A 22163-nucleotide genomic window follows, 5' to 3' on the forward strand; every position below is an offset into this window, starting at 1 on the left:
CGATGAGTACGCAGCGATGAGTACATCAAGCTAGCGACGGTCCGGCACAAGCCCATGTCCCGGACCGAGATAGAGGAGAGCAGTGGCGAAGGTCCGGGTATATGAGCTCGCGAAGGAGTTCGGAGTAGAGAGCAAGGCTGTTCTGGCCAAGCTCAACGAAATGGGCGAATTCGTGCGGTCGGCGTCCTCCACGATAGAGGCACCCGTCGTCCGTCGGCTTCAGGAAGCTTTCAACAACGGCTCCGCCGAGAAGAAGGGCGGCGCCAAGCCCCGCCCTGCGGAGCCCAAGCCGCGTCCGCGCGGCGAGTCCCCGGCCCCGGCGAAGCCCGCCGAGGCCGACAGTGGTGCGCCGTCGCGCCCCGCTCCCAAACCAGGCCCGAAGCCGGGTCCGGCTGCCCGTCCCAGCGCCCCCGGTGGTGGTACGCCGAAGCCGGGTCCCAAGCCGGGACCGCGTCCGGCGGGCCCCAAGGCAGAAAAGGCGGACAAGGCCGACAAGACGGAGCGCCCCGCCGGTCCGAAGCCGGGCGGCCGTTCCGAGCGCGGCGGTCGTTCCGAGTCCGGCAAGGGACCCCGTCCTGGCCCGCGTCCGCGGGTCCGCGTCCGGGGAACAACCCTTCGCGTCGACAGCGACCGGCATGGGTGCCAAGCCGTCCCGCGTCCGGGCCCCCGGCCCGGTCCGCAGGGCGGCGGCCAGCGTCCGGGCGGCGGCGGTGCCGCGGGTAGCGGTTCCCGTCCCGGCGGCGGTGGCGGCGCCGGCACCAGCGGCCCGCGTCCGCAGGCGCCGCGCCCGCAGGCCCGCGTCCCGGCGGTGGCGCCGGTTCCGGTGGTCCCCGTCCCGGCGGCGGTGCCCGGGTGGCGCCCCGCGTCCGGGTCCGCGCCCGAGCCCGATGAACATGCCGTCGTCGCGTCCGACGCCGTCGACGGGCGGTGGCGGCCGTGGTGGTCCCGGTGGGGCCGCGGCGGTGGCGGTGGCCGTCCCGGTGGTGGCCGCGGTGGCCCGGCGGCGGTGCTCGCCCGGCGGCTTCGGCGGTGGCGGCCCGCGTCCCGGCGGTTTCGGCGGTCGCCCCGGTGGCGGTCGCGGCCGCGGTGGCGGAACGGCGGGTGCCTTCGGGCGTCCGGGCGGCCGTCCGGGCCGTGCGCGCAAGTCCAAGAAGCAGCGGCGTCAAGAGTTCAACGAGCTCGGCGCGCCCAGCTTCGGCGGCGTCAAGATCCCGAGCGGCAACAACCAGATCATCCGGCTGTCGCGCGGTGCGTCGCTGTCGGACTTCGGCGACAAGATCGACGTGAACCCGGCGTCGCTGGTCCAGGTCATGATGCACCTGGGCGAGATGGTCACCGCGACCCAGTCGCTGCCCGACGAGACCCTGCAGCTGCTCGGCGAGGAGCTGAAGTACCGGGTCGAGGTCGTCAGCCCCGAGGACGAAGACCGCGAGCTGCTGGAGTCGTTCTCCATCGAGTTCGGCGAGGACAGCGGCACCGACGCCGACCTCCGTCCGCGTCCGCCGGTGGTCACCGTCATGGGCCACGTCGACCACGGTAAGACCAAGCTGCTGGACACCGTTCGGAACAGCAACGTGGTCAGCGGCGAGGCCGGCGGCATCACCCAGCACATCGGTGCCTACCAGGTGGCGACCACGGTCGACGGTGAAGAGCGCAAGATCACCTTCATCGACACCCCGGGTCACGAGGCGTTCACCGCCATGCGTGCCCGCGGTGCCCAGGCCACCGACATCGCCATCCTGGTGGTCGCGGCCGACGACGGTGTGAAGCCGCAGACGGCGGAGGCCATCGACCACGCCAAGGCGGCCGAGGTGCCGATCGTCATCGCGGTCAACAAGATCGACGTCGAGGGTGCCGACCCGCAGAAGGTCCGCGCCCAGATGACCGAGTACGGCGTGGTCGCCGAGGAGTTCGGCGGTGACGTGCAGTTCGTCGACATCTCCGCCCTCAAGGGCGAGAACATCGATGACCTGCTGGAGGCCGTCGTTCTGACCTCCGACGCCGCGCTCGACCTGCGGGCCAACCCCGACATGGAGGCCCAGGGCCTGGCCATCGAGGCCTACCTGGACCGCGGCCGCGGTTCCATGGCCACGGTGCTGGTCCAGCGGGGCACGCTCAACGTCGGCGACTCGATCGTCTGCGGCGACGCCTTCGGCCGCGTTCGCGCCATGCTCGACGAGCACGGCCAGAACGTGCAGACCGCCGAGCCGTCCCGCCCGGTCCAGGTGCTCGGTCTGACCAACGTGCCCAGCGCGGGTGACAACTTCCTGGTCGTCAAGGACGACCGGGTGGCCCGTCAGATCGCGCAGCAGCGCGAGGCGCGCGAGCGCTTTGCCCAGCAGGCGAAGTCCAGCCGCCGGGTCACCCTCGACAACTGGCAGAAGACCCTGGAGGAGGGGGAGCGCAACGAGCTGCTCCTGCTCATCAAGGGCGACATGTCGGGTTCGGTCGAGGCCCTGGAGGAGTCGCTGCTCAAGATCGACGCCGGCGGCGACGAGGTGGCCATCCGCGTCATCGGTCGCGGTGTCGGTGCGATCACGCAGAACGACATCAACCTGGCCGCGTCCGCGGACGCCATCATCGTCGGCTTCAACGTCCGGCCGGAGGGCAAGAACAGCGAGCTCGCCGACCGCATGGGCGTCGACATCCGCTACTACTCGGTCATCTACCAGGCCATCGACGAGGTCGAAGCGGCCGTCAAGGGTCTCCTCAAGCCCATCTACGAGGAGGTCCAGCTCGGTTCCGCGGAGATCCGCGAGGTCTTCAAGGTGCCGAAGATCGGCAACATCGCCGGTTCGATCGTCCGCAGCGGCATCATCCGGAGGAACGCCAAGGCACGCCTCATCCGCGAGGGTGTGGTCATCTCGGAGAACCTCAACGTCGAGTCGCTGCGCCGGTTCAAGGACGACGCCACCGAGGTCCGCGACGGATACGAGTGTGGTATCGGTATCGGCTACAACGATCTCCGCGTCGAGGACGTCATCGAGACGTACGAGATGCGCGAGAAGCCGCGTGACTGACACTGGCGCGCACTGACGTGACAGTGTGAGTGGTGAAGGTCCCGGACCCCGGCCTCGTGTCGGGGTCCGGGGTCTCTGTCGAATCCCTTCCGGCTCAGGCCGCGCCGTCAAGCGGCCCACATATGACATCAAGATCGCGAAACTCGGCGCGTATGACACGGAACGGACGCCTGTTCGTCGGAGCACTGACGCTCGACATCCTTCTCGGTGACGTCCGCTCCCTGAAGGAAAAGCGTTCGGTGGTCCGGCCCATCGTGGCCGACCTCCGGCGGAAGTTCTCCGTGTCGGTCGCCGAGACCGGCGACCAGAATCTCTACCGCCGGTGTGAGATCGGCGTCGCCGTCGCGGCCTCCACGGCCGCGCACTGCTCGGAGGTCATGGACTCCTGCGAGCGATTCGTCGCGGGACGCCCCGAGATCGAGCTGCTCGCCGCGAGGCAGCGGCTCTTCAGCTCAGAGGAAGAAAGTAACCATGGTTGACGCCGCACGGGCGCGCAAAATCGCCGACCGCATTCAGCGGATCGTGGCCGAGATGCTGGAGCGCCGTATCAAGGACCCCCGCCTCGGGTTCGTCACCGTGACCGACGCGCGACTCACCAACGACCTGCGCGACGCCACGGTGTACTACACGGTGTTCGGCCCCGACGAGGAGGAGGCCGGCACGGCCGCGGCGCTGGAGAGCGCCAAGGGCGTGATCCGTTCCGAGGTCGGTAGGCAGACCGGGCTCCGGCACACCCCCAGCCTCACCTTCAAGCTGGACGGGGTCCAGCAGAACGCCCAGCACATCGAGGAGCTGCTGACGAAGGCCCGGCAGTCCGACGCCGAGGTGGCACGCGCCGCCTCGACGGCCACGCCCGCCGGCGAGGCCGACCCCTACAAGACGCCGCGCGAGGACGACGAGGACGAGGGCACACACAGCGTCTGAGTCGCGCCGCGCACCGCGGATCGCACCGGGCGCCCATCGGCGCCCGGTGCGTCGTCGTTTCCCCACTCATCCAGACCCATCCAGGACACGAGGGACCAGCTTCACATGGCAGACAGTGGCGTCGTCATCGTCGACAAGCCCGCCGACTGGACGTCGCACGACGTCGTCGCGCGGGTGCGGCGGCTCGCCAAGACCCGGAAGGTCGGCCACGCCGGAACGCTCGACCCCATGGCCACCGGTGTGCTGGTCCTCGGGATCGAGAAGGGCACCAAGCTGCTCGGCCACCTCGCCCTGACGGAGAAGGTCTACGAGGCCACCCTCCGGCTGGGCCTGGCCACCACCACGGATGACGCCGAGGGAGAGCTCGGCCCGCGGGTGGACGCGGCGCAGGTCGACGACGAGCGCATCCGTGCCGGTGCCGCCGCGTTGACCGGGGCCATCGAGCAGGTCCCGCCGCAGGTCAGCGCGATCAAGGTGAACGGCAAGCGGGCTTACAAGTCGGCGCGCGCCGGGGAGGCGGTCGAGCTCAAGGCGCGTCCGGTGACCGTGTCGGAGTTCGCCATCGGCGACATCCGGCGCGTGGCCGACGCCGAGGGCACGCTGATCGACATCGACGCCCGCATCACCTGCTCCAGCGGCACCTACATCCGCGCCCTAGCCCGCGACCTGGGGGACGCGCTCGGGGTGGGCGGCCACCTCACTGCGCTGCGCCGCACGCGGGTGGGCCCCTACGACCTCTCCCAGGCCCGCACCCTGGACCAGCTGGCCGAGGAGTTCACCGCGCTGCCGCTCGCCCAAGCGGTGGCGGCCGCGTTCCCGGTCCGTGTCCTCAACGACGCGGAGACCCGCAAGATCGCGCACGGCAACCGCATCGCCCCGGGCGAGCTGGGGTCCGGGCCGATCGGCCTGTTCGCGCCGGACGGAACCGTGGTCGCCCTGGCCGAGGACACCGCCCGCTACAGCAAGCCCATCGTCGTGTTCGAACCCGCGGGAAGCTGATTGGGCGCCGTGGCCCGCCCCGCCCTGCGGCGCCACGGCCGCGCCTATGGTGATCGCCGTGGCGGCGGGAACGGTACCGTTGGTCCGGGACTTTTCGCCGACAATCCGGCGGACATGTGGCTGAGGGGAGCTGTTTGACGTGCGGCGTTGGGGCGGACTGGAGGAGATACCCCGGGACTGGGTCCGGTCCGTTGTGACCATCGGGGTGTTCGACGGTGTGCACCGCGGCCACCAGACCATCCTGCGCACAGCGGTCGACCAGGCGAAACGGCTCGACCTGCCGGTCGTGGTCGTCACCTTCGAACCGCACCCCGACTCGGTCGTGCGCGGCCTGCCGCACCCGGCCGTGCTCACCTCGTCCGAACGCAAGGCCGAGCTGCTGGCCGAGCACGGGGCCGACGCGGTGTGCGTGCTGCCGTTCACCGTGGAGCTGTCTCAGCTCTCCGCCGAGGAGTTCGTGCAGCACGTCCTGGTGGACCGGCTGCACACGGCGGCGGTGGTCGTGGGGGAGAACTTCCGGTTCGGGCACAAGGCCGCCGGCGACGTGGACGTGCTGCGGAGGCTCGGCGAGAAGTACGACTTCACCACCGAGGGCGTGCGGCTGGTGGCCGACGCCGACACCATCACCTCGACACTGATCCGCCGCTACCTCGACGAGGGCGACGTCGCCGAGGCCCGGGTCGAACTGGGACGTCCGCACCGGGTCGAGGGCCGGATCGTGCACGGCGCGGCGCGCGGGCGGGAGCTGCTCGGATTTCCCACGGCCAACCTCGACTGCCCGGAGCACACCGCGATCCCGGCCGACGGTGTCTACGCCGGGTGGCTGCTGCGGACCGCGCCGGGCGAGCACGCGGAGTCGTGCTGGCCGGCGGCGATCTCCGTGGGGACCAACCCCACCTTCGAGGGCAGCCCGCGCACCGTGGAGGCCTACGCGCTGGACCGCGACGACCTCGACCTCTACGGCGAGCCCATGGCCATCGAGTTCGTCCACCACATCCGCGGTCAGCTGCGCTTCGACAGCGTCGACGAGCTGATCGAGGCGATGTGCCGCGACGTCGACCAGGCCCGAGCACTGATGGCCGGCGCCGACGGCGATCCGTCGGATGTCGGGTGACCTCGCAGTTTGCGGTAGACTTCGACGAGTAAACGCGAGGATCGAGATCGTGCCCGCCGCCGTTGCGTGGGCGGGCAGCGCCGATCACCGTCCCGTGGGTTCTCCCCGGGCCGGGTCCTCGATCCTCCACTGACGGTGACTGCTCGTACGCGCGGTCACCGCGGCTGCGCTCCGCCCGCTACGTGCGGAGCATTCCCATGCCCGCGTACTGAGGAACAAGAAGAAGGAGCGACGTGTCGATCGACACCGCCACCAAGGAAAAGATCGTCGCCGAGTACGGCACCGGCGAGGGCGACACCGGCTCGCCCGATGTCCAGGTCGCGCTGCTGACGCACCGCATCACCGAGCTCACCGAGCACCTGAAGACGCACAAGCACGACCACCACAGCCGCCGCGGCCTGCTGCTGATGGTCGGCCGCCGTCGCCGCCTTCTCAAGTACATCGCCAAGAAGGACATCAACCGTTACCGGAAGCTCATCGAGCGCCTCGGCTTGCGCCGCTAGGCAGGTGACGTGAGGGAGTGGCCTCGGCCGCTCCCTTTCTTAGTAGTGTGTGGATGTGGCACCCGCCATTGTGGCCAGCGAGTATCGTCCGCATTGGTGGCTGTGTGAATGTGTCCGGCCGCCGCGGCTTCTGTCGCATCCACACGTGACAACTCCATCGCAGTGAAGTGTTCCCGCGGTCCTCATCCTCGACTGCCGCGTCGAGGCCGGTCCTCGGTAGTGGTCTTCGGCTCGCCCCCCAGCGGAGGCGCGCCGAGGGCTTCGATCGATGACCGGTCGTCAGGGCCCTCCGCGCATACATGCGCCGACCGGCTGAGACGTCATCTCGACGACGATCACCACACTCTTCGGGGTGCGGACGCGGGACCTCTGAGAACAATCGTGTTAACAGGAGGTCGCCCATGGAGGGCGCGTATTCCGCCGAAGCCGTTATCGACAACGGCCGCTTCGGCACCCGTACCATCCGCTTCGAGACGGGGCGTCTCGCTCGTCAGGCCGCCGGCTCCGCCGTCGCCTACCTCGACGACGAGACCATGGTCCTGTCGGCCACCACGGCTTCGAAGCGGCCCAAGGAGAACCTCGACTTCTTCCCGCTGACGGTGGACGTCGAGGAGCGCATGTACGCCGCGGGCCGCATCCCCGGCTCGTTCTTCCGGCGTGAGGGCCGTCCGTCCGAGGACGCCGTCCTCACCTGCCGCCTGATCGACCGGCCGCTGCGCCCGTCGTTCAAGCACGGCCTGCGCAACGAGATCCAGGTCGTCGAGACGATCATGTCGCTTCACCCGGACCACCTCTACGACGTCGTCGCCATCAACGCCGCGTCGATGTCCACCCAGCTCGGGGGGCTGCCGTTCTCCGGCCCGATCGGCGGCGTCCGCGTGGCGCTGATCGAGGGCCAGTGGGTCGCGTTCCCGACCCACACCGAGCTGGCGAACGCCACCTTCGACATGGTGGTGGCGGGCCGCGTGCTCGACGACGGCGACGTCGCGATCATGATGGTCGAGGCCGAGTCCACGGTGCAGACCCTGAAGCTCGTCGCCGACGGTGCCGTCGGCCCCAACGAGCAGACGGTCGCCGAGGGGCTTGAGGCCGCCAAGCCGTTCATCAAGGTACTGTGCCGGGCCCAGCAGGCGCTGGCCGACCAGGTTCCGGCGGCCGAGGCCGGCGCCGAGTTCCCGATCTTCCTCGACTACGAGGACGACGTCTACGCCGCCGTCGACAGCGCGGTCCGCGAGCAGCTGGCCCAGGCGCTGACCATCGCCGACAAGCAGGAGCGCGAGACCGAACTCGACCGCGTCAAGGCGCTGGCCGGGGAGAAGCTCGTCGAGGACTTCGAGGGGCGGGAGAAGGAGGTCGGCGCGGCCTTCCGCTCGCTGACCAAGCAGCTCATGCGTGAGCGCGTGCTGCGCGACAGTGTCCGCATCGACGGCCGCGGCCCCAAGGACATCCGTCCGCTGAGCGCCGAGATCGGCGTGGTCCCGCGGGCGCACGGCTCGGCGCTGTTCGAGCGCGGTGAGACCCAGATCCTGGGTGTCAGCACGCTGAACATGCTGCGCATGGAGCAGACGGTCGACACGCTCAACCCCGAGCGGACCAAGCGCTACATGCACAACTACAACTTCCCGCCGTACTCCACCGGTGAGACCGGTCGCGTGGGTTCGCCCAAGCGTCGCGAGATCGGCCACGGCGCGCTGGCCGAGCGGGCGCTGCTGCCCGTTCTGCCGTCCCGTGAGGAGTTCCCGTACGCCATCCGGCAGGTGTCGGAGGCCGTCGGTTCCAACGGCTCCACCTCCATGGGCTCGGTCTGCGCCTCCACCATGTCGCTGATGGCGGCGGGCGTCCCGCTCAAGGAGATGGTGTCCGGTATCGCCATGGGCCTGATCAGCGAGGGCGACGAGTTCGTCACGCTGACCGACATCCTCGGCGCCGAGGACGCGTTCGGCGACATGGACTTCAAGGTCGCCGGTACCCGCGAGCTCATCACCGCGCTGCAGCTCGACACCAAGCTCGACGGCATCCCCGCCGAGCAGCTGGCCAAGGCGCTGCAGCAGGCCCGCGGCGCGCGGCTGGCGATCCTGGACGTCATGCAGGAGGCCATCAACCGCCCGGCCGAGATGAGCCCGCACGCGCCGCGCATCCTCACCGTCAAGATCCCGGTGGACAAGATCGGCGAGGTCATCGGCCCGAAGGGCAAGATGATCAACTCGATCCAGGAGGACACCGGCGCCGACATCACGATCGAGGACGACGGCACCATCTACATCGGCGCCGTCGACGGCCCGTCGGCCGAGGCCGCGCGCGACACGGTCAACAGCATCGCCAACCCGACGATGCCGGAGGTCGGCGACCGCTACCTCGGTACGGTCGTCAAGACCACCGCGTTCGGCGCGTTCGTCTCCCTGCTCCCGGGCAAGGACGGCCTGCTGCACATCTCCCAGATCCGCAAGCTGCACGGCGGCAAGCGCATCGAGAACCTCGACGATGTCATCAGCATCGGCGAGAAGATCCAGGTGGAGATCCGCGAGATCGACGACCGCGGCAAGCTGTCGCTGATCCCCGTGGAGGTCGTGGAGGCCGAAGCCGCCGGTGACAGTGCCGACGCCGCGGAGGCCAAGGACGCCGAGTCGGAGAAGAGCGAGTCCGAGGGTGAGGGCGGCGCGCCGCGCCGTCGCCGCCGCACCCGCGGTGCCCGCAGCGAGAACACCTGATCCGTGACCAACGCATGACCGGGGCGGCCGCACCACAGGGTGCGGCCGCCCCGTCGCATTGGCCCACCCGTCTCTGACACATCGCCACCAACGACGCGAAGAAGGAAGCATGAGCTCTGCCCCCATCGCAGCCGAGCAGGACCTCGGGAGCACCATCACCCTGCTGGAGCCGGGCGACGGCTCGGGCCTGGTGCGGCGCACGGTGCTGCCCGGCGGGTTGCGCGTCCTGACCGAGGCGATGCCGGCCGTGCGGTCGGCCGCATTCGGCATCTCCGCGACGACCGGATCCCGCGACGAGGACGACGCGCACGCCGGGGCCGCGCACTTCCTCGAACACCTGCTGTTCAAGGGCACCGAGCGGCGCGACGCGATGCGGATCTCGGCGCTGCTCGACAGTGTCGGCGCCGACCACAACGCCTACACGACCAAGGAGCAGACGACCTACCACGCCAAGGTCCTGGACCGGGACCTGCCACTGGCCATCGACGTCGTGTCGGACATGGTGGCCAACTCGGTGCTCGACCCCGGTGAGGTGGAGACCGAGCGGGGGGTCATCCTCGAAGAGATCGCGATGTACGAGGACGAGCCGGGCGACCTGGTCGACGATGTCTTCGCCGCGCACGTGTACGCCGGGTCCCCGCTGGGCCGCCCCATCCTGGGCACCAACGACACGATCGGGGCGCTGCCGCGCGAGCGCATCCTGGAGCAGTACCGGGAGGCCTACCGGCCCGCTGAGCTGATCGTGTCGGCCGCGGGGAACCTCGACCATGACGAGGTCGTGGCGGCGGTCCGTACCGCGTTCTCCGAGCGTCTGGCGGCCGCCGGGGAGGACCGTCCGGCCGGGCCGCGTGTCGGGGGCGCGCCGGTGGAGGTGACGCCGGGGACGGCGCTGCTGTCGCGCGAGACCGAGCAGGCCCACCTCCTCCTCGGCTGCGAGGGTATGCCCCGGACCGATGAGCGCCGGTACGCGCTGCGCGTGCTGAGCGCCGCGCTGGGCGGGGGTATGTCGTCGCGGCTGTTCCAGGAGGTGCGGGAGCGGCGCGGTCTGGCCTACGCCGTGCACTCGTACCACAGCGCCTACGCCGACACCGGGCTGTTCCAGGTGTACGCGGGCTGCCTGCCGGAGAAGATCGACGAGGTGCTGGGCGTCTGCCGGGAGGAGCTGGCGAACGTCGCGGCGTCCGGGATCACCGAGGAGGAGCTGGCCCGCGCCAAGGGGCAGCTGAAGGGCACGTGGGTGCTGGCCACGGAGGGCACCGAGGCCCGCATGGCGCGGCTGACCGGGCACGAGCTCGGGTACCGGCGGCACGTCTCGCTCGACGACGACCTGGCGGCGTTCGACGCGGTCACGCTCGACGACGTGGCGGCCGTCGCCGCGGACCTCCTCAAGCGCCCCCAGGCCCTCGCGGTCATCGGCCCGTACGAGGAGGGGCGGGTCTTCTAGCGCCTGGACTTTCACGCACGATGCCGGTCTCCGCCCCTTTCCCTCCGTTGATCTCGGGGATATCGACCGAATAGGCGCAGGAATTCGGTCGATATCCCCGAGATCAACGGAGGGGTGGCGCGCGAACGAGGTAGCCGGAGCGTGCCCTGCTGGAACGAGGAGGGCCCGGACGGATCGTCGGAACCGTCCGGGCCCTCGCGCGTCGCGCGGGCTCGGGGCCTAGCGGCGCTTCCGGCTCTGGATCGTGATCTGCCGCGGTCCGTCGGCGTCGGCCGCGTTGGCGACCTTGACCTCCAGCAGCCCGTCGTCGAACCGGGCCGAGATGTCGGCCTCCTTGACCCCCTCGGGCAGGGTGATCTCCCGGCGGAACGTGCCGAGGAAGCGCTCGGAGGCGTAGTAGACCACATCATCGTCGTCGCGCTTGCGCTCACCGGCGATGGTCAGGTAGCCGTGCGAGAACGACACCTCGACGTCGTCCAGGTTCACCCCGGGCAGCTCACAGCGGATGAACAGGTCCGATCCGCGAGCGAAGATATCGGTCGCGGGACTCCACGCGTCGGAGTACCCCCGCGGTTGCGAGGTCCCGCTCTCCAGGTTGGACATCGTGTCGGAGATGCGGTTCATCTCGCTCATCATGTCGAGCACCCCGCGGAACGGGTTGCCTCGGCTCTTCTTCTGCGGCGCCATCACATTCCTCCCTTCACTGCTCGTCGGTGCCTACTCGTTCGTGGACTTGTCGAGGTCGCCGGGGGCGGTCACGTGCACCCGCTCTCCTTCCTTGGCCGCTCGGGTGTCGGGCCCAGACGGGGTGGACGGCGGCCGGAAGCCCTCCGGCATCATCGAGATCGGGTCTTCCGAGCGCAGCGCCTTGAGCAGGCTGAACGCGATGATGACCAGCACGACCGCGAAGGGCAGTCCCGTGGACACGGCCGCAGCTTGGAGGGCCTCCAGGGCGGCGGCACCGCCGATGAGCAGCAGCACGATGGTGATGACACCCTCCATCGTGGCCCAGAAGATCCGCTGGACGCGCACCGGGTGCGGGTCGCCGCCGTTGGTCAGCATGTCCACGACCAGTGAACCGGAGTCGGACGAGGTGATGAAGAAGACCGTCACGACGGTCACGGTCATCAGGATGAGCAGGGACAGGATGGCCGTCGGCAACGGGAAGGCCTTGATCAGGTGGAATGTGGCTTCGGCCGAGGCGAGGTCGCTGATCTTCCCGCCCTCTTCGAACCGGAACATGTCGTAGAAGATGCCGGTGCCGCCGAAGACGCCGAACCACACGACGCTGACCCCGACGGGGGCCAGCAGCGTACCGGAGACGAACTGCCGGATCGTACGGCCGTAGGAGATGCGGGCGAGGAACATCCCGACAAACGGCGACCAGGAGATCCACCAGCCCCAGTAGAAGATGGTCCAGGTGTTGGCGAACTCCGCGGCCGCCGCATTGCCCTGCGGGGTCACGAAGTTGAGGCTCATCTGCACGAGGTTCTGCATGTAGTCGCCCGCGCCGGTGAACATCATGCTGAGCATCCACAGCTTCGGCCCGATCAGGAACATGAAGAGCAGCAGCGCGGCCGCCAGCCACAGGTTGATAACCGACAGTCGGCGGATGCCCTTGTCGATACCGGCGACCACACTGACCACCGCGACCGAGGTGATCAGGACGATGATGAGCGACTGCACCAGGCTGGTGTTGGGGATGCCGATGGCCTCGGACAGGCCGGTGTTGACCTGCATCGTGCCCAGACCCAGCGAGGTCGCCAGGCCGAACAGCGTGCCGAAGACGGCCAGGATGTCGATCAGGTTGCCGATCCAGCCGTAGATCCGGTTGCCGATCAGCGGGTACAGCGCCGACGCGGGGCGCATGGGCAGGCCCTTGCGGAAGCAGAAGTAGCCCAGGGACAGGCCGAGGATGATGTAGACGGCCCAGGGATGGAAGCCCCAGTGGAACAGGGTGAACTGCATCGCTCCGGCGGCCGGGTCCCCTGTGGTGGTGCGGACGTAGTCGCTCGCCAGGTGGTAGGCGGGCTCGGCGACGCCGAAGAACACCAGGCCGATGCCCATACCGGCGGTGAACAACATCGCGAACCATGCGAACGTGCTGAACTCCGGTCGCGAGGAGTCCGGGCCCAGCCGGATGTTGCCGTACCGGCCCAGCATCAGCGCGACGGCGAGGATCAAGAAGAACGTCGTGGAGAGGACGTAGAACCAGCCGAAGTTCTCCCCGATCCAATTGCGGGTGTTCGTCGCGGCCTCACCAAACTGCTCCGGAATCGCCACACCGACGGCGAGGAAGATGAGGACGACAGCACCGGAGATGAAGAACACCGGTGGGTTTGTGTGCTCCTGGATGTATGACTTCAAGCGATTGATGACGACTCCAACCTCGTGTACCGGTCACCGGGTGTCCTGGGCCGATGCAGAGCGTCCAGGGCCGCGCGCATCCACGCCGCCGGACATCGCGCCCGGTTCGGCCGCCTTCGGCCCAGGCCTCCCATCCGTGCCGGATAACGAATTCGTTTCCGCTATTCGCAGTCTGCCTTCAGAAGAAGATCCTAATACTGGACCGCCCTCATCACACTTATCATCGGCGGTTGGTTATCGTAAATTAATCCGAGTGTGGGCATATTTGTTGTTGGCTCATGCATTGCGAACCAGATGTGCATGTGATGTCGCCCTTGGTCGCTATGCGGGTGTGAACCGGCAGCTCAGCGGCATGGCCGAGGATCAGCGGAAACCACGGTCGCGCTCGCTCCCCGGTCGGTGGCCACGCTTTGGCGGGGCGCGGAGCGCGCGCGAGTTCGGCACGGTGCGGATTGGATTCGAGGCGGAGCGTAATGATCGGAGATTGGCGTGCCGGGGCCGACGAGATTTCTCCGCGTCCGCCCAATTGAGCTGATCTCGGCCGTTCCCTAGAGGACGTGGCCACGCCCGTGCAGGTGGCTTGGGTTAACAGGCCATCGACGCGCGTGTCGCTCCCGTGGCCGACATCTCCGGCTGTCGGTCGGGGCGCACCGTGGCACCGGCCGCCGCGGAACCCGCCGCATACGTCGTGCGCGCCGTCGGCGTCTCGGGCACACCCCAGGGGCGACGGTGATACGTGGGCGGCGCACGTGGCCACAGTCGGCCAGAGCGGCCGCGCGACGTCGCGCGCATGCGAAGGACCCTCGGCGGCAAACCGCTGGTCGAGGGCCCTTTGGGCTGGTCAGGGGGAGCGCACCCGGCAGGATTCGAACCTGCGGCCGTCGGATTAGAAGTCCGGTGCTCTATCCACTGAGCTACGGGTGCTCGATTCAGTTGTGTCCCCGCATGTGCGCACTGGCACCACTGTGACCTGCGGTTTCGCAGAGGGTTCAGCGCCGGGGCGGGCGGGGTGAAGCGCCGGTGGCTGCGACCTGCGGTCGGTGCGGTCCTCCACCGTGATGTGGGGGACCCCCGAAGCTTCGGGGAGACATTCTAGGGCATTCGGGTGATGTCGCCTATCGCTGGGCAAAATAATAACAACTACAGAGATTCGTAGTTGCGTCTCGTTACCACGCGGGTTCCACCAAACCGGTTGCTATCGGCGTCCCAAGCCACGTTACCCGCGATTAACCCCCGGAGAGGTGAGCGACCGTCGCGTTTCGCGAACTCAGTTCGGTTCGATCGTGGGGCCGTCCTGCCAGGACGGCCCCACGGCTGCGAGCGGGCGTGTCCTAGAACACCCACCAGCCACCCGCGTCCATCAGGAACGTCGCGATCATCGCGATGGTGTACACGGCTGGTCCCTCCTTATTCGCCGGGCACCCGAGTCGGTCCGGGCGCCTCGATTGAGGAGGGGGTGCGCCCATGGTAGACGATTAATTACGGATGGTCACAAAGCGGGATTATCGTTTCATTGGGCAACCGTAAAAGCCTGGTGCCCGGCGGCACTACGGTGGACCTCGTGACAACCGCGCACCGACATGCCCGCCCCCGAGGGCTCGGTCTCCTCCTCGGCGCCGCTCTGGACCGCGTCGTGCCCGACCCGCGGCGGGGGCACCCCGTCGCCCTCTTCGGAGAGGCCGCCTCCCGGCTCGAACGGCGCGTGTACCGGCCGTCCCGGGCGCGGGGCGCTGCCTTCACCGCGCTCGCTGTCGGTCCCGTGGTCGCGCTGGGCGTGCTGGGCGAACGGGTGCGGAACCCCGCCCTGCGCGCCGCTCTCACCGCCGGCGTCACCTGGGCGGTCGTCGGCGGGGACATGCTCGGGCGTGAGGCCGAGCGGATCGCCGACGCGCTGGAGGCGGGCGACGTCGACGCCGCCCGCCGGCGCTTGCCTCACCTGTGCGGACGCGACCCGGAGTCCCTCGACGAGAAGGGGATCGCCCGGGCGACCGTGGAGTCGGTCGCGGAGAACACCTCCGACGCCGTCGTCGCCCCCCTGCTGTGGGGCGGACTGCTCGGTCTCCCCGGACTCCTCGGCTACCGGGCGGTCAACACCCTCGACGCCATGGTCGGGCACCGCTCGGAGCGCTATGAGCGGTTCGGCTGGGCCTCCGCCCGCCTCGACGACGTCGCCAACTGGGCGCCCGCCCGGCTGACCGCCCTCCTGGCGGCCGCCGCCGCTCCGCTCGTCTCCGGGGATGCCCGGCGCACACTGCGGATCCGCGCGCGCTACGGGCGGTGCCACCCCAGCCCCAACGCCGGGCACTGCGAGGCGGCCTTCGCCGGAGCACTGGACCTGCGCCTGGGCGGGACCAACAGCTACCGGGGCAGGGTCGAACACCGCCCCGAGCTCGGAACGGGCCGCCACCCGGAGGTCCACGACATCCGCCGCGCTGTGCGGCTCGCCCGCGCTGTCAACGGCGCCTCCGCTCTCACCGCCGCCCTGCTGGCGGCGCTCCCCTCACCCCCGCCTCCCTTCCGACCGACTGATGGACACAAGCACGGCCCCGGGCCCACGGCGCGGGCCCCTCAGCGAAAGGCCTGATGTGACCCGGACCCCCTCCGGCGCCGCCGCGGCGCTGCTCGTTGCCGGAACCACCTCCGACGCCGGAAAAAGCGTCATCGCGGCGGGACTGTGCCGCTGGCTCGCCCGCCAGGGTGTGAAGGTCGCCCCGTTCAAGGCGCAGAACATGTCGCTCAACTCGGTGGTGACACCCGACGGCGCCGAGATCGGCCGCGCCCAGGCCATGCAGGCCGCCGCCTGCGGCATCGAACCCAGCGCGCTGATGAACCCGGTGCTGCTCAAGCCGGGCGGCGACCGGACCAGCCAGGTCGTCGTGCAGGGCCGCCCCATCGGTGAGGCCGACGCGATGAACTACCGGAGCTACAAGGACCGCCTGCGCGACGTCGCGGCGCGCAGCCTGGAGGAGCTCCGCTCCCGCTACGAGGTGGTGATCTGCGAGGGTGCGGGGAGCCCCGCGGAGATCAACCTGCGCTCCGGCGACATCGCCAACATGGGGCTGGCCCGCGCGGCCCGCCTCCCGGTGCTCGTCGTCGGCGACATCGACCGGGGCGGCGTGTTCGCCGCGCTGCACGGAACGCTCGCCCTGCTGGAACCCGCCGACCAGGCGCTGATCGCCGGGTTCGTGATCAACAAGTTCCGTGGCGCGCCCGAGCTCCTGGACCCCGGCCTGCGGATGATCAGCGACCTGACCGGGCGCCCCGTGCACGGGGTCCTGCCGTGGCTCGACGGACTGTGGCTGGACGTGGAGGACTCCCTCGCCCTGAGCGTCGACCGCGGGCCGATGCGCGCCCCGGTGGGGCGGCGGACGCTGCGCGCGGCCGTCGTCCGCACCCCGCGGATCAGCAACTTCACCGACATCGACGCGCTGACCGTGGAACCCGGCGTCGATGTGCGCTTCGTGACCTCGCCCCACGAACTCGGCGACGCCGACCTGGTGATCCTGCCGGGCAGCCGCGCCACCGTCGGCGACCTGGCGTGGCTGCGGGAGCGGGGGCTGCACGAGGCCGTGGCCGACCACGCCGAACGCGGCGGGCCGGTCCTCGGCATCTGCGGCGGGTACCAGATGCTGGCCGAGGAGATCCACGACGACGTGGAATCCGGTGCGGGGCGGGTGCCCGGGCTCGGCCTGCTCCCGACGACCGTCCACTTCGCGCAGGAGAAGACCCTGGGCCGCCCCGAGGGCACGGCCTACGGGCAGCGGGTCGAGGCCTACGAGATCCACCACGGCCGGACCACGGTGGACTGGGACCGCGCCGATGGCACCCCCGTGCCCTTCCTCGACGGCTGCCGCAGGGGGCCGGTGTTCGGCACGACCTGGCACGGTGCCCTGGAGAACGACGCCTTCCGCCGCGCCTTCCTGGCCGACGTCGCCGCGGTGGCCGGGCGCGACTTCGTCCCCGCCCCCGACACGGACTTCGCCGCCGAGCGCACCGCGCGCCTGGACGCCCTCGGCGACCTCGTCGAACAGCACATGGACACCGACGCCGTCTGGCGCCTGCTCGAGTCGGGCGCCCCGGAGGGGTTGCCGGTGATCCCCCCCGGCGGGCGTCCCTCTCCGTTGATCTCGGGGATATCGACCGAATACTCGCTGGTATAAGGGCGATATCCCCGAGATCAACGGAGAGGCCGGCGCCGCAGGGCTTGTGGATAACCGAGGCGGCCGGGCACGCGTTCGGGTTAGCGTGGCTTCTGAGAAGATCGCGGTCACGTGGAATTCAGGGGGCGCGGCCCGCCGGTCGGCGGCGCGGCGCGTGCGATGCCCGGAGGACGTCCGGAGGACGACGGTCCCCCACCGTGTCGACGACCGCTCACCGGCCCCCGGCCGCGCCGCCGGGGGCGCCGATTCACACCTCGGAGGTATGCAGGTGAGCATGTCCACCCCTGACCCCGTCGCCCCCACCATGGCCGGGGCGGCCCGCCGCGTCGTCCTTGTCCTGGACCCGGTGACCCACGCCGAGCTGCAGCGGGCGGCCGGGCATCGGGATGTCGAGTCCTACCTCTACGTTCTGGCCGGGCGCTATGCCCGCTGGAGCGAGCTGCGCGCGTGGCTCTCCCAGCTGGAGGCGTCCTACGGCCCGGTCCCGCCCGAGGCGCTGGAGGGGCTGCACCGGCGGATGCTGGGGCTGTCCCGGCGCTCGCCCGACGGCATGCGCCGCCTCACCGTCGCGTTCAGCACCGAGGAGTTCGCCGCCCTCGGCGCGGCGGCGGGTGAACGCCCGATCGCGTCGTACGTGCGCGAGCTGCTCACCGACCGCCTCACCGCGCCGGAGGCAGATGCCGGGCGCGGCGAGAGCGCCCACGCACCGTCGGAGCCGGGCACGTCGGCGTCGGAGAGCGTGGCCGAGCGGCGGGACGAACCGGTCGGGGCGGTCGGCTGACACAGCGGGGTGCCCGCGCGTCGTCGGTAACCCTCAGCGTCATCCGACTCGCGCGGGCACCCCGTGCGGCCCGTGGTCGCGGGCCGTGCCGTCCGCGTTGGCGTCCGCTACTCCTTGAGGAAGCCCTCCTTGGTCAGCCACTCCCGGGCCACGGTGGCGGGGTCGTCACCCTCCTGGTCGGCCTGGGCGTTGAGCTCCGTCACCGTCTCGGTGTCGAGCTTCTCCGCGATGGGGCCGAAGATCTCCTCCAGCATCGGGTACTTCTCGTTGAAGTCCTTCTTGACGGTGATCGCCGGGTTGTAGATCGGGAAGACGTTCTTGTCGTCCTCCAGCATCTTCAGGCCCAGCGCCTTGATCCGGCCGTCGGTGGAGTAGGCGGACCCGACCGCGCACTTGCCCTCGGACACGGAGGTGTACACCACGCCCGAGTCCATGGTCTGCACGTCGTCGTTGGGGAGGTCCTTGGTGGAGATCCCGTAGTCCTCGCGCGTCTGGGCGAGGCCGTCGGAGCGGTCGTGGTACTCGGTGTCGACGCACAGCGAGCGCTCGTCCTCGGGGATCTCGAGGAAGTCGGAGATCCCCTCGAGGTCGTACTTCTCGGCGGTCTCCGGGGTGACCACGAGCGCGTAGGTGTTGTTCATCGGGGCCGGCGGGTCGAGCCACACCATGTCGTTCTCTTCGAGGTCGCGGTCGCGGATCGCCTCGTACTGCTTGCGCGGGTCCTTGATGACCTCTTCCTGGCCCTCATAGATCAGCCACGCCGTGCCGGTGTACTCCCACATCAGGTCGATGTCGCCGTTGAGCATGGCGCGGCGCGCGTTCTCGCTGCCGGCGATGTTGGTCTCGTCCTGGACGTCGGCCCCGGCGGCGGACAGCGCCTGGACGGCGATCTGGCCGAGAATGAGCTGCTCGGTGAGCTCCTTGGAGCCGACCTTGATGGTCTGCCCCTCCAGCTCCTCGAACGTCGGGATGGAACCGGCCTCCACGTCGAGACTGCTGCCTCCGCCGCCGGATTCCAGTCCGCATCCGGTGGCCAGCAGTGCCAGCCCGAGGGTTGCGGCGGCGAGGCCGGTCGTGCGGTTGCGCATCTAGAGTCCCTTCGGTTGAACGAGTCGGTTGACCATTCCGGCGATCCAGTCGACGAGGAGGGCCAGCAGTGCGATCAGCAGCGATCCGATGAACAGGGTGGCGTCGCGGCTGGTGCTGTTACCGGCGACGACGAGCTGCCCCAGGCCGCCGGCGTTCATGAAGATCGCCAGGCCCACCATGCCGACGAGGAGCACCAGCGTGGTGCGGATCCCGGCGAGGATGAGCGGAAGCGCGAGGGGGAGCTCCACTTTGAACAGCACCCGCCACGCCGGCATGCCGATGCCGCGGGCGGCGTCGATCAGCGCGGGGTCCACCTGCTGCAGGCCGACCATGGTGTTGCGCAGCGCGGGCAGGACGGCGTAGATGACCAGCCCGATGACGGCCGGCCAGAAGCCGATGCCGACGCCGATGGCGAGCAGCACGAGTACGCCGATGGGCGGTGCCGACTGCCCGATGTTGGCGATGCCCAGCACGATCGGGGTCGACCAGCGCATCTTGTCCCGGCTGACGACGATTCCCATGGGGACCGCGATGAGCAGGACGATCACCGTGGAGACCGCGGCGAGCTGCAGGTGCTCGGAGGTGCGGCGGGCGATGTTGTCCAGGTTGAGCGAGCGCAGCTCGGTGTTGTCGAAGTACCCCCCGACGTCGCCGAGCCAGGTGTAGAACAGCGCCGCGGCGGCGAGCAGCAGGATCACGGCGGGTGCGAGGAAGAGCCGCCACCCGCTGCCCAGCGGTGAGGCCGCCGTCTCCACGCGCTCCGTGGCGCGGTCGGCGTCGTCGGGGGCGGTGGAGGCGTTGGGAGGCGCGGTCATGCGACCTCACCCGCCCCGACGGCCTCCTCGGGAGCCGCCTGCTCCTCCTCGTCCTCCGGTTCGGCGGCCAGCGACACCGGCGACTTGCCCGCGGCCAGGCGCTGGCGGCGCAGCTCCTTCTGCCGCTCGTAGAGGTCGGAGACGTGGTGCTGCACGGCCGCCAGGGTGACGGCGCCGGTGTAGGCACGGCTCCCGTCGACGATCGGAACGATGTCCTCGGGACAGTTGAGCAGGGCCTCCATCGCCTCGCGCAGCGTGGCGTCAGCGGGCACGACGGTACTGAGCCGGTCGTCGTCCGCGCTGATCAGGTCGGCGATGGTGCCCGAAGCGGTCGCCAGTTCGGCGGGGCCGGTCCAGCGCAGCGGGCGGTCCAGCTCGTCGAGCACGATCGCCCGGTCGGCCGCGCTCTCGGTGAGCCGGTGCCGGACGTCGGAGATGCTGTCCTCCAGCCGCGCCCGCACGACGTTCTCCGGCGTGATGCTCGCGACCGGAGTGAGCTTCAGCAGCCGCATGGAGCTCTCCCCGCCGACGAACTGCTCCACATACGCGTTGGCCGGGTTGGTCAGGATCTCCTCGGCCGGCGCGTACTGGACGATCGTGGATCCGGTGTCCAGGATGGCGATGCGGTCGCCGAGCTTGAGCGCCTCGTCGACGTCGTGGGTGACGAAGACGATGGTCTTGGACAGCTCCCGCTGCAACCGGAGCAGCTCGTCCTGCAGGTTCTCCCGGGTGATCGGGTCGAGCGCACCGAACGGCTCGTCCATCAGCAGCACCTGCGGGTCGGCGGCCAGGGCCCGCGCCACACCGACACGCTGCTGCTGCCCGCCCGACAGCTGGCGCGGGTAGCGCGTGCGGTACTCGGCCGGGTCCAGCCCCACGAGGTTGAGCAGCTCGTCCACGCGCTCGGTGATGCGCTGCTTGGCCCAGCCGAGCATCATCGGCACCTGCGCGATGTTCTGCGCCACGGTCATGTGCGGGAACAACCCGGCCTGCTGGATGACGTAGCCGATGTGGCGGCGCAGCTCGTCGGGGCGCTGCGCCTTGGCGTCGCTGTCACCGATCATGATGCGGCCCGTCGTCGGCTCGATCAGCCGGTTGATCATCCGCATCGTGGTGGTCTTGCCGCACCCGGAGGGGCCGAGCAGGACGACGATCTCTCCGGCCGGGATCGTCATGGTCAGATTGTCGACGGCGGTCTCCGCGGAGGCGCCGAACCGCTTCGTCACCTCGATGAGGCGGATGGGGACGCCCCCGGCACGGTCACCGCTCGCGGCGGGGTCGGCCGGCGTTCGCGGGGCGGTGGTGCTCTCAGGCATGGATTCGAATTCCTCGTGAGGTGGTCAACTTGCCGATCAGGACGAAGATGAGGTCGAACAGCAGCGCCAGCACGACGATGCCCAGCGTGCCCGCCAGCGCCATGTTCGGCGCGTTGACCGTGCCGAGGCGGCCCTGGGCGCTGAAGATCAGCTGGCCCAGACCGGGCCCGTTGACGAAGGCGGCGATGGCGCCGATGCCCATCGCGAGCTGGGTGGACACGCGCAGCCCGGCCAGGATCGCGGGCCAGGCCAGCGGGAGCTGGACCCGGAACAGGGCGCGGGTGCGGCTCATGCCGATGCCGTGCGCGGCGTCCACCAGTGCCGGGTCGACGCCGTTCAGTCCGGAGATCGTGTTGCGCAGGATGGGCAGCAGCGAGTAGAGCACGATCGCCGTCACCGTCGGCGCCACGCCCAGTCCGAGGGGCGTGATCAGCAGGCCGAGCATGGCCAGCGAGGGGATGGTGAAGATGATGCTGGTGGTGCCGGTGGTCAGCGCGGCGGCCGTCTCGTTCCGGAATGCCAGCACGCCGATCCCCACCCCCAGGACGGCCGCGATCAGAATGCACTGCGCGATCAGGCTGGCGTGCTGGGTCGCCTGCATCACGATCGTGTCGGAATGCCGGTCGACGTACGCCAAGAAGTCGGTCACGATGCGAGCGCCTCCCGAGCAGGGGAGCACACGCCTTGAGCGGAATCGGTCATGAGGGGCAACGTAGCCGCGTGAATCCGGAGTACGCGTCGAGACGAATAAGGTGATCGTTCTGTTGTCGGATCAGAATTGAACCGCAACGCCGCGACGCTTGACGTCGGATTGCGGCGCGGCGTTCCGTTTGTCCGAGAAATCCGCTCTGACCTGCGTTCTTCTGTCCATTTTCGGTGGTCGGCGGGGCGCTTTTCACGTCTCGGTCACACGTTGTGTCAGG

Annotated in this window: 16 protein-coding genes, 1 tRNA gene and 1 pseudogene; 11 read left to right on the top strand and 7 right to left on the bottom strand. The window is 69.7% G+C overall.

Annotated elements, in window-relative coordinates:
* Nucleotides 1-82 precede the first annotated feature (82 nt).
* The 8 genes and pseudogenes from infB (at nucleotide 83) to CDO52_RS09710 (ending at nucleotide 10712) form a co-directional block, all read left to right on the top strand.
* Nucleotides 83-3020: pseudogene (gene infB / locus CDO52_RS09675) on the top strand (translation initiation factor IF-2).
* Nucleotides 3021-3190: 170 nt separating this feature from the next.
* Entirely contained in the window at nucleotides 3191-3499 is a 309-nt protein-coding gene (locus tag CDO52_RS09680) for a DUF503 domain-containing protein (protein WP_026125585.1), read from the top strand.
* On the top strand, nucleotides 3492-3944 hold the full coding sequence (rbfA, locus tag CDO52_RS09685; protein ID WP_017617614.1) for a 30S ribosome-binding factor RbfA: 453 nt from the start codon (nucleotides 3492-3494) through the stop codon (nucleotides 3942-3944). The genes CDO52_RS09680 and rbfA overlap by 8 nt, the downstream gene beginning before the upstream one ends.
* A gap of 105 nt (nucleotides 3945-4049) precedes the next feature.
* The gene (gene truB / locus CDO52_RS09690) at nucleotides 4050-4943 is read left to right on the top strand and encodes a tRNA pseudouridine(55) synthase TruB (RefSeq protein ID WP_017617615.1); all 894 of its coding nucleotides are present in this window, start codon (nucleotides 4050-4052) and stop codon (nucleotides 4941-4943) included.
* A 139-nt stretch (nucleotides 4944-5082) separates the two neighbouring features.
* Nucleotides 5083-6057: a bifunctional riboflavin kinase/FAD synthetase gene (locus tag CDO52_RS09695; protein ID WP_094932332.1), complete on the top strand. Its 975-nt coding sequence runs from the start codon at nucleotides 5083-5085 to the stop codon at nucleotides 6055-6057.
* A 233-nt stretch (nucleotides 6058-6290) separates the two neighbouring features.
* Nucleotides 6291-6560 carry a 30S ribosomal protein S15 gene (gene rpsO / locus CDO52_RS09700; RefSeq protein WP_017617617.1) on the top strand — a complete coding sequence of 90 codons (270 nt, stop codon included), beginning with the start codon at nucleotides 6291-6293 and terminating at the stop codon, nucleotides 6558-6560.
* A gap of 401 nt (nucleotides 6561-6961) precedes the next feature.
* Nucleotides 6962-9268: a polyribonucleotide nucleotidyltransferase gene (locus tag CDO52_RS09705; RefSeq protein ID WP_017617618.1), complete on the top strand. Its 2307-nt coding sequence runs from the start codon at nucleotides 6962-6964 to the stop codon at nucleotides 9266-9268.
* A 109-nt stretch (nucleotides 9269-9377) separates the two neighbouring features.
* Complete coding sequence (locus CDO52_RS09710; protein ID WP_017617619.1) at nucleotides 9378-10712, top strand: M16 family metallopeptidase; 1335 nt, start codon at nucleotides 9378-9380, stop codon at nucleotides 10710-10712.
* 219 nt (nucleotides 10713-10931) lie between these two features.
* Here CDO52_RS09710 and CDO52_RS09715 read toward each other — a convergent pair whose 3' ends face one another.
* The 3 genes from CDO52_RS09715 to CDO52_RS09725 all read right to left on the bottom strand — a co-directional run bounded on the left by CDO52_RS09715 (nucleotide 10932) and on the right by CDO52_RS09725 (nucleotide 14003).
* On the bottom strand, nucleotides 10932-11399 hold the full coding sequence (locus CDO52_RS09715; protein ID WP_017617620.1) for an Hsp20/alpha crystallin family protein: 468 nt from the start codon (nucleotides 11397-11399) through the stop codon (nucleotides 10932-10934).
* Nucleotides 11400-11429: 30 nt separating this feature from the next.
* Nucleotides 11430-13043 (bottom strand): BCCT family transporter, encoded by a 1614-nt coding sequence (locus tag CDO52_RS09720; protein WP_017617621.1) that lies wholly within the window; start codon nucleotides 13041-13043, stop codon nucleotides 11430-11432.
* Between the two features lie 887 nt (nucleotides 13044-13930).
* Nucleotides 13931-14003, bottom strand: a tRNA-Arg gene (locus CDO52_RS09725).
* A gap of 637 nt (nucleotides 14004-14640) precedes the next feature.
* Between CDO52_RS09725 and CDO52_RS09730 the strand changes: the two genes are divergently transcribed.
* From CDO52_RS09730 to CDO52_RS09740, 3 genes are all read left to right on the top strand, one after another.
* A complete protein-coding gene (locus CDO52_RS09730) occupies nucleotides 14641-15663 on the top strand; it encodes a cobalamin biosynthesis protein (RefSeq protein WP_198345841.1) in 1023 nt (340 codons plus the stop codon).
* 1 nt (nucleotide 15664) lies between these two features.
* Nucleotides 15665-17239, top strand: a complete 1575-nt coding sequence (locus CDO52_RS09735) for a cobyric acid synthase (protein WP_017617624.1) — start codon at nucleotides 15665-15667, stop codon at nucleotides 17237-17239.
* Nucleotides 17240-17513: 274 nt separating this feature from the next.
* Nucleotides 17514-18020 (top strand): hypothetical protein, encoded by a 507-nt coding sequence (locus CDO52_RS09740; RefSeq protein WP_157745512.1) that lies wholly within the window; start codon nucleotides 17514-17516, stop codon nucleotides 18018-18020.
* 107 nt (nucleotides 18021-18127) lie between these two features.
* Here the strand turns inward: CDO52_RS09740 and CDO52_RS09745 are convergent, their stop codons facing one another.
* From CDO52_RS09745 to CDO52_RS09760, 4 genes are read right to left on the bottom strand one after another with little or no spacing between them, the layout of a single operon-like run.
* Nucleotides 18128-19108, bottom strand: coding sequence for a glycine betaine ABC transporter substrate-binding protein (locus tag CDO52_RS09745; RefSeq protein WP_017617626.1), 981 nt, complete (start codon nucleotides 19106-19108; stop codon nucleotides 18128-18130).
* Nucleotides 19109-19924 carry an ABC transporter permease gene (locus tag CDO52_RS09750; protein ID WP_094932334.1) on the bottom strand — a complete coding sequence of 272 codons (816 nt, stop codon included), beginning with the start codon at nucleotides 19922-19924 and terminating at the stop codon, nucleotides 19109-19111.
* A complete protein-coding gene (locus tag CDO52_RS09755; protein ID WP_094932335.1) occupies nucleotides 19921-21240 on the bottom strand; it encodes an ABC transporter ATP-binding protein in 1320 nt (439 codons plus the stop codon). Before CDO52_RS09755 ends, CDO52_RS09750 begins: the two co-directional genes overlap by 4 nt.
* Nucleotides 21233-21889: an ABC transporter permease gene (locus tag CDO52_RS09760; protein ID WP_017617629.1), complete on the bottom strand. Its 657-nt coding sequence runs from the start codon at nucleotides 21887-21889 to the stop codon at nucleotides 21233-21235. The genes CDO52_RS09755 and CDO52_RS09760 overlap by 8 nt, the downstream gene beginning before the upstream one ends.
* Nucleotides 21890-22163: the final 274 nt, after the last annotated feature.

This window comes from Nocardiopsis gilva YIM 90087, from assembly GCF_002263495.1.
Classification (GTDB): domain Bacteria; phylum Actinomycetota; class Actinomycetes; order Streptosporangiales; family Streptosporangiaceae; genus Nocardiopsis_C; species Nocardiopsis_C gilva.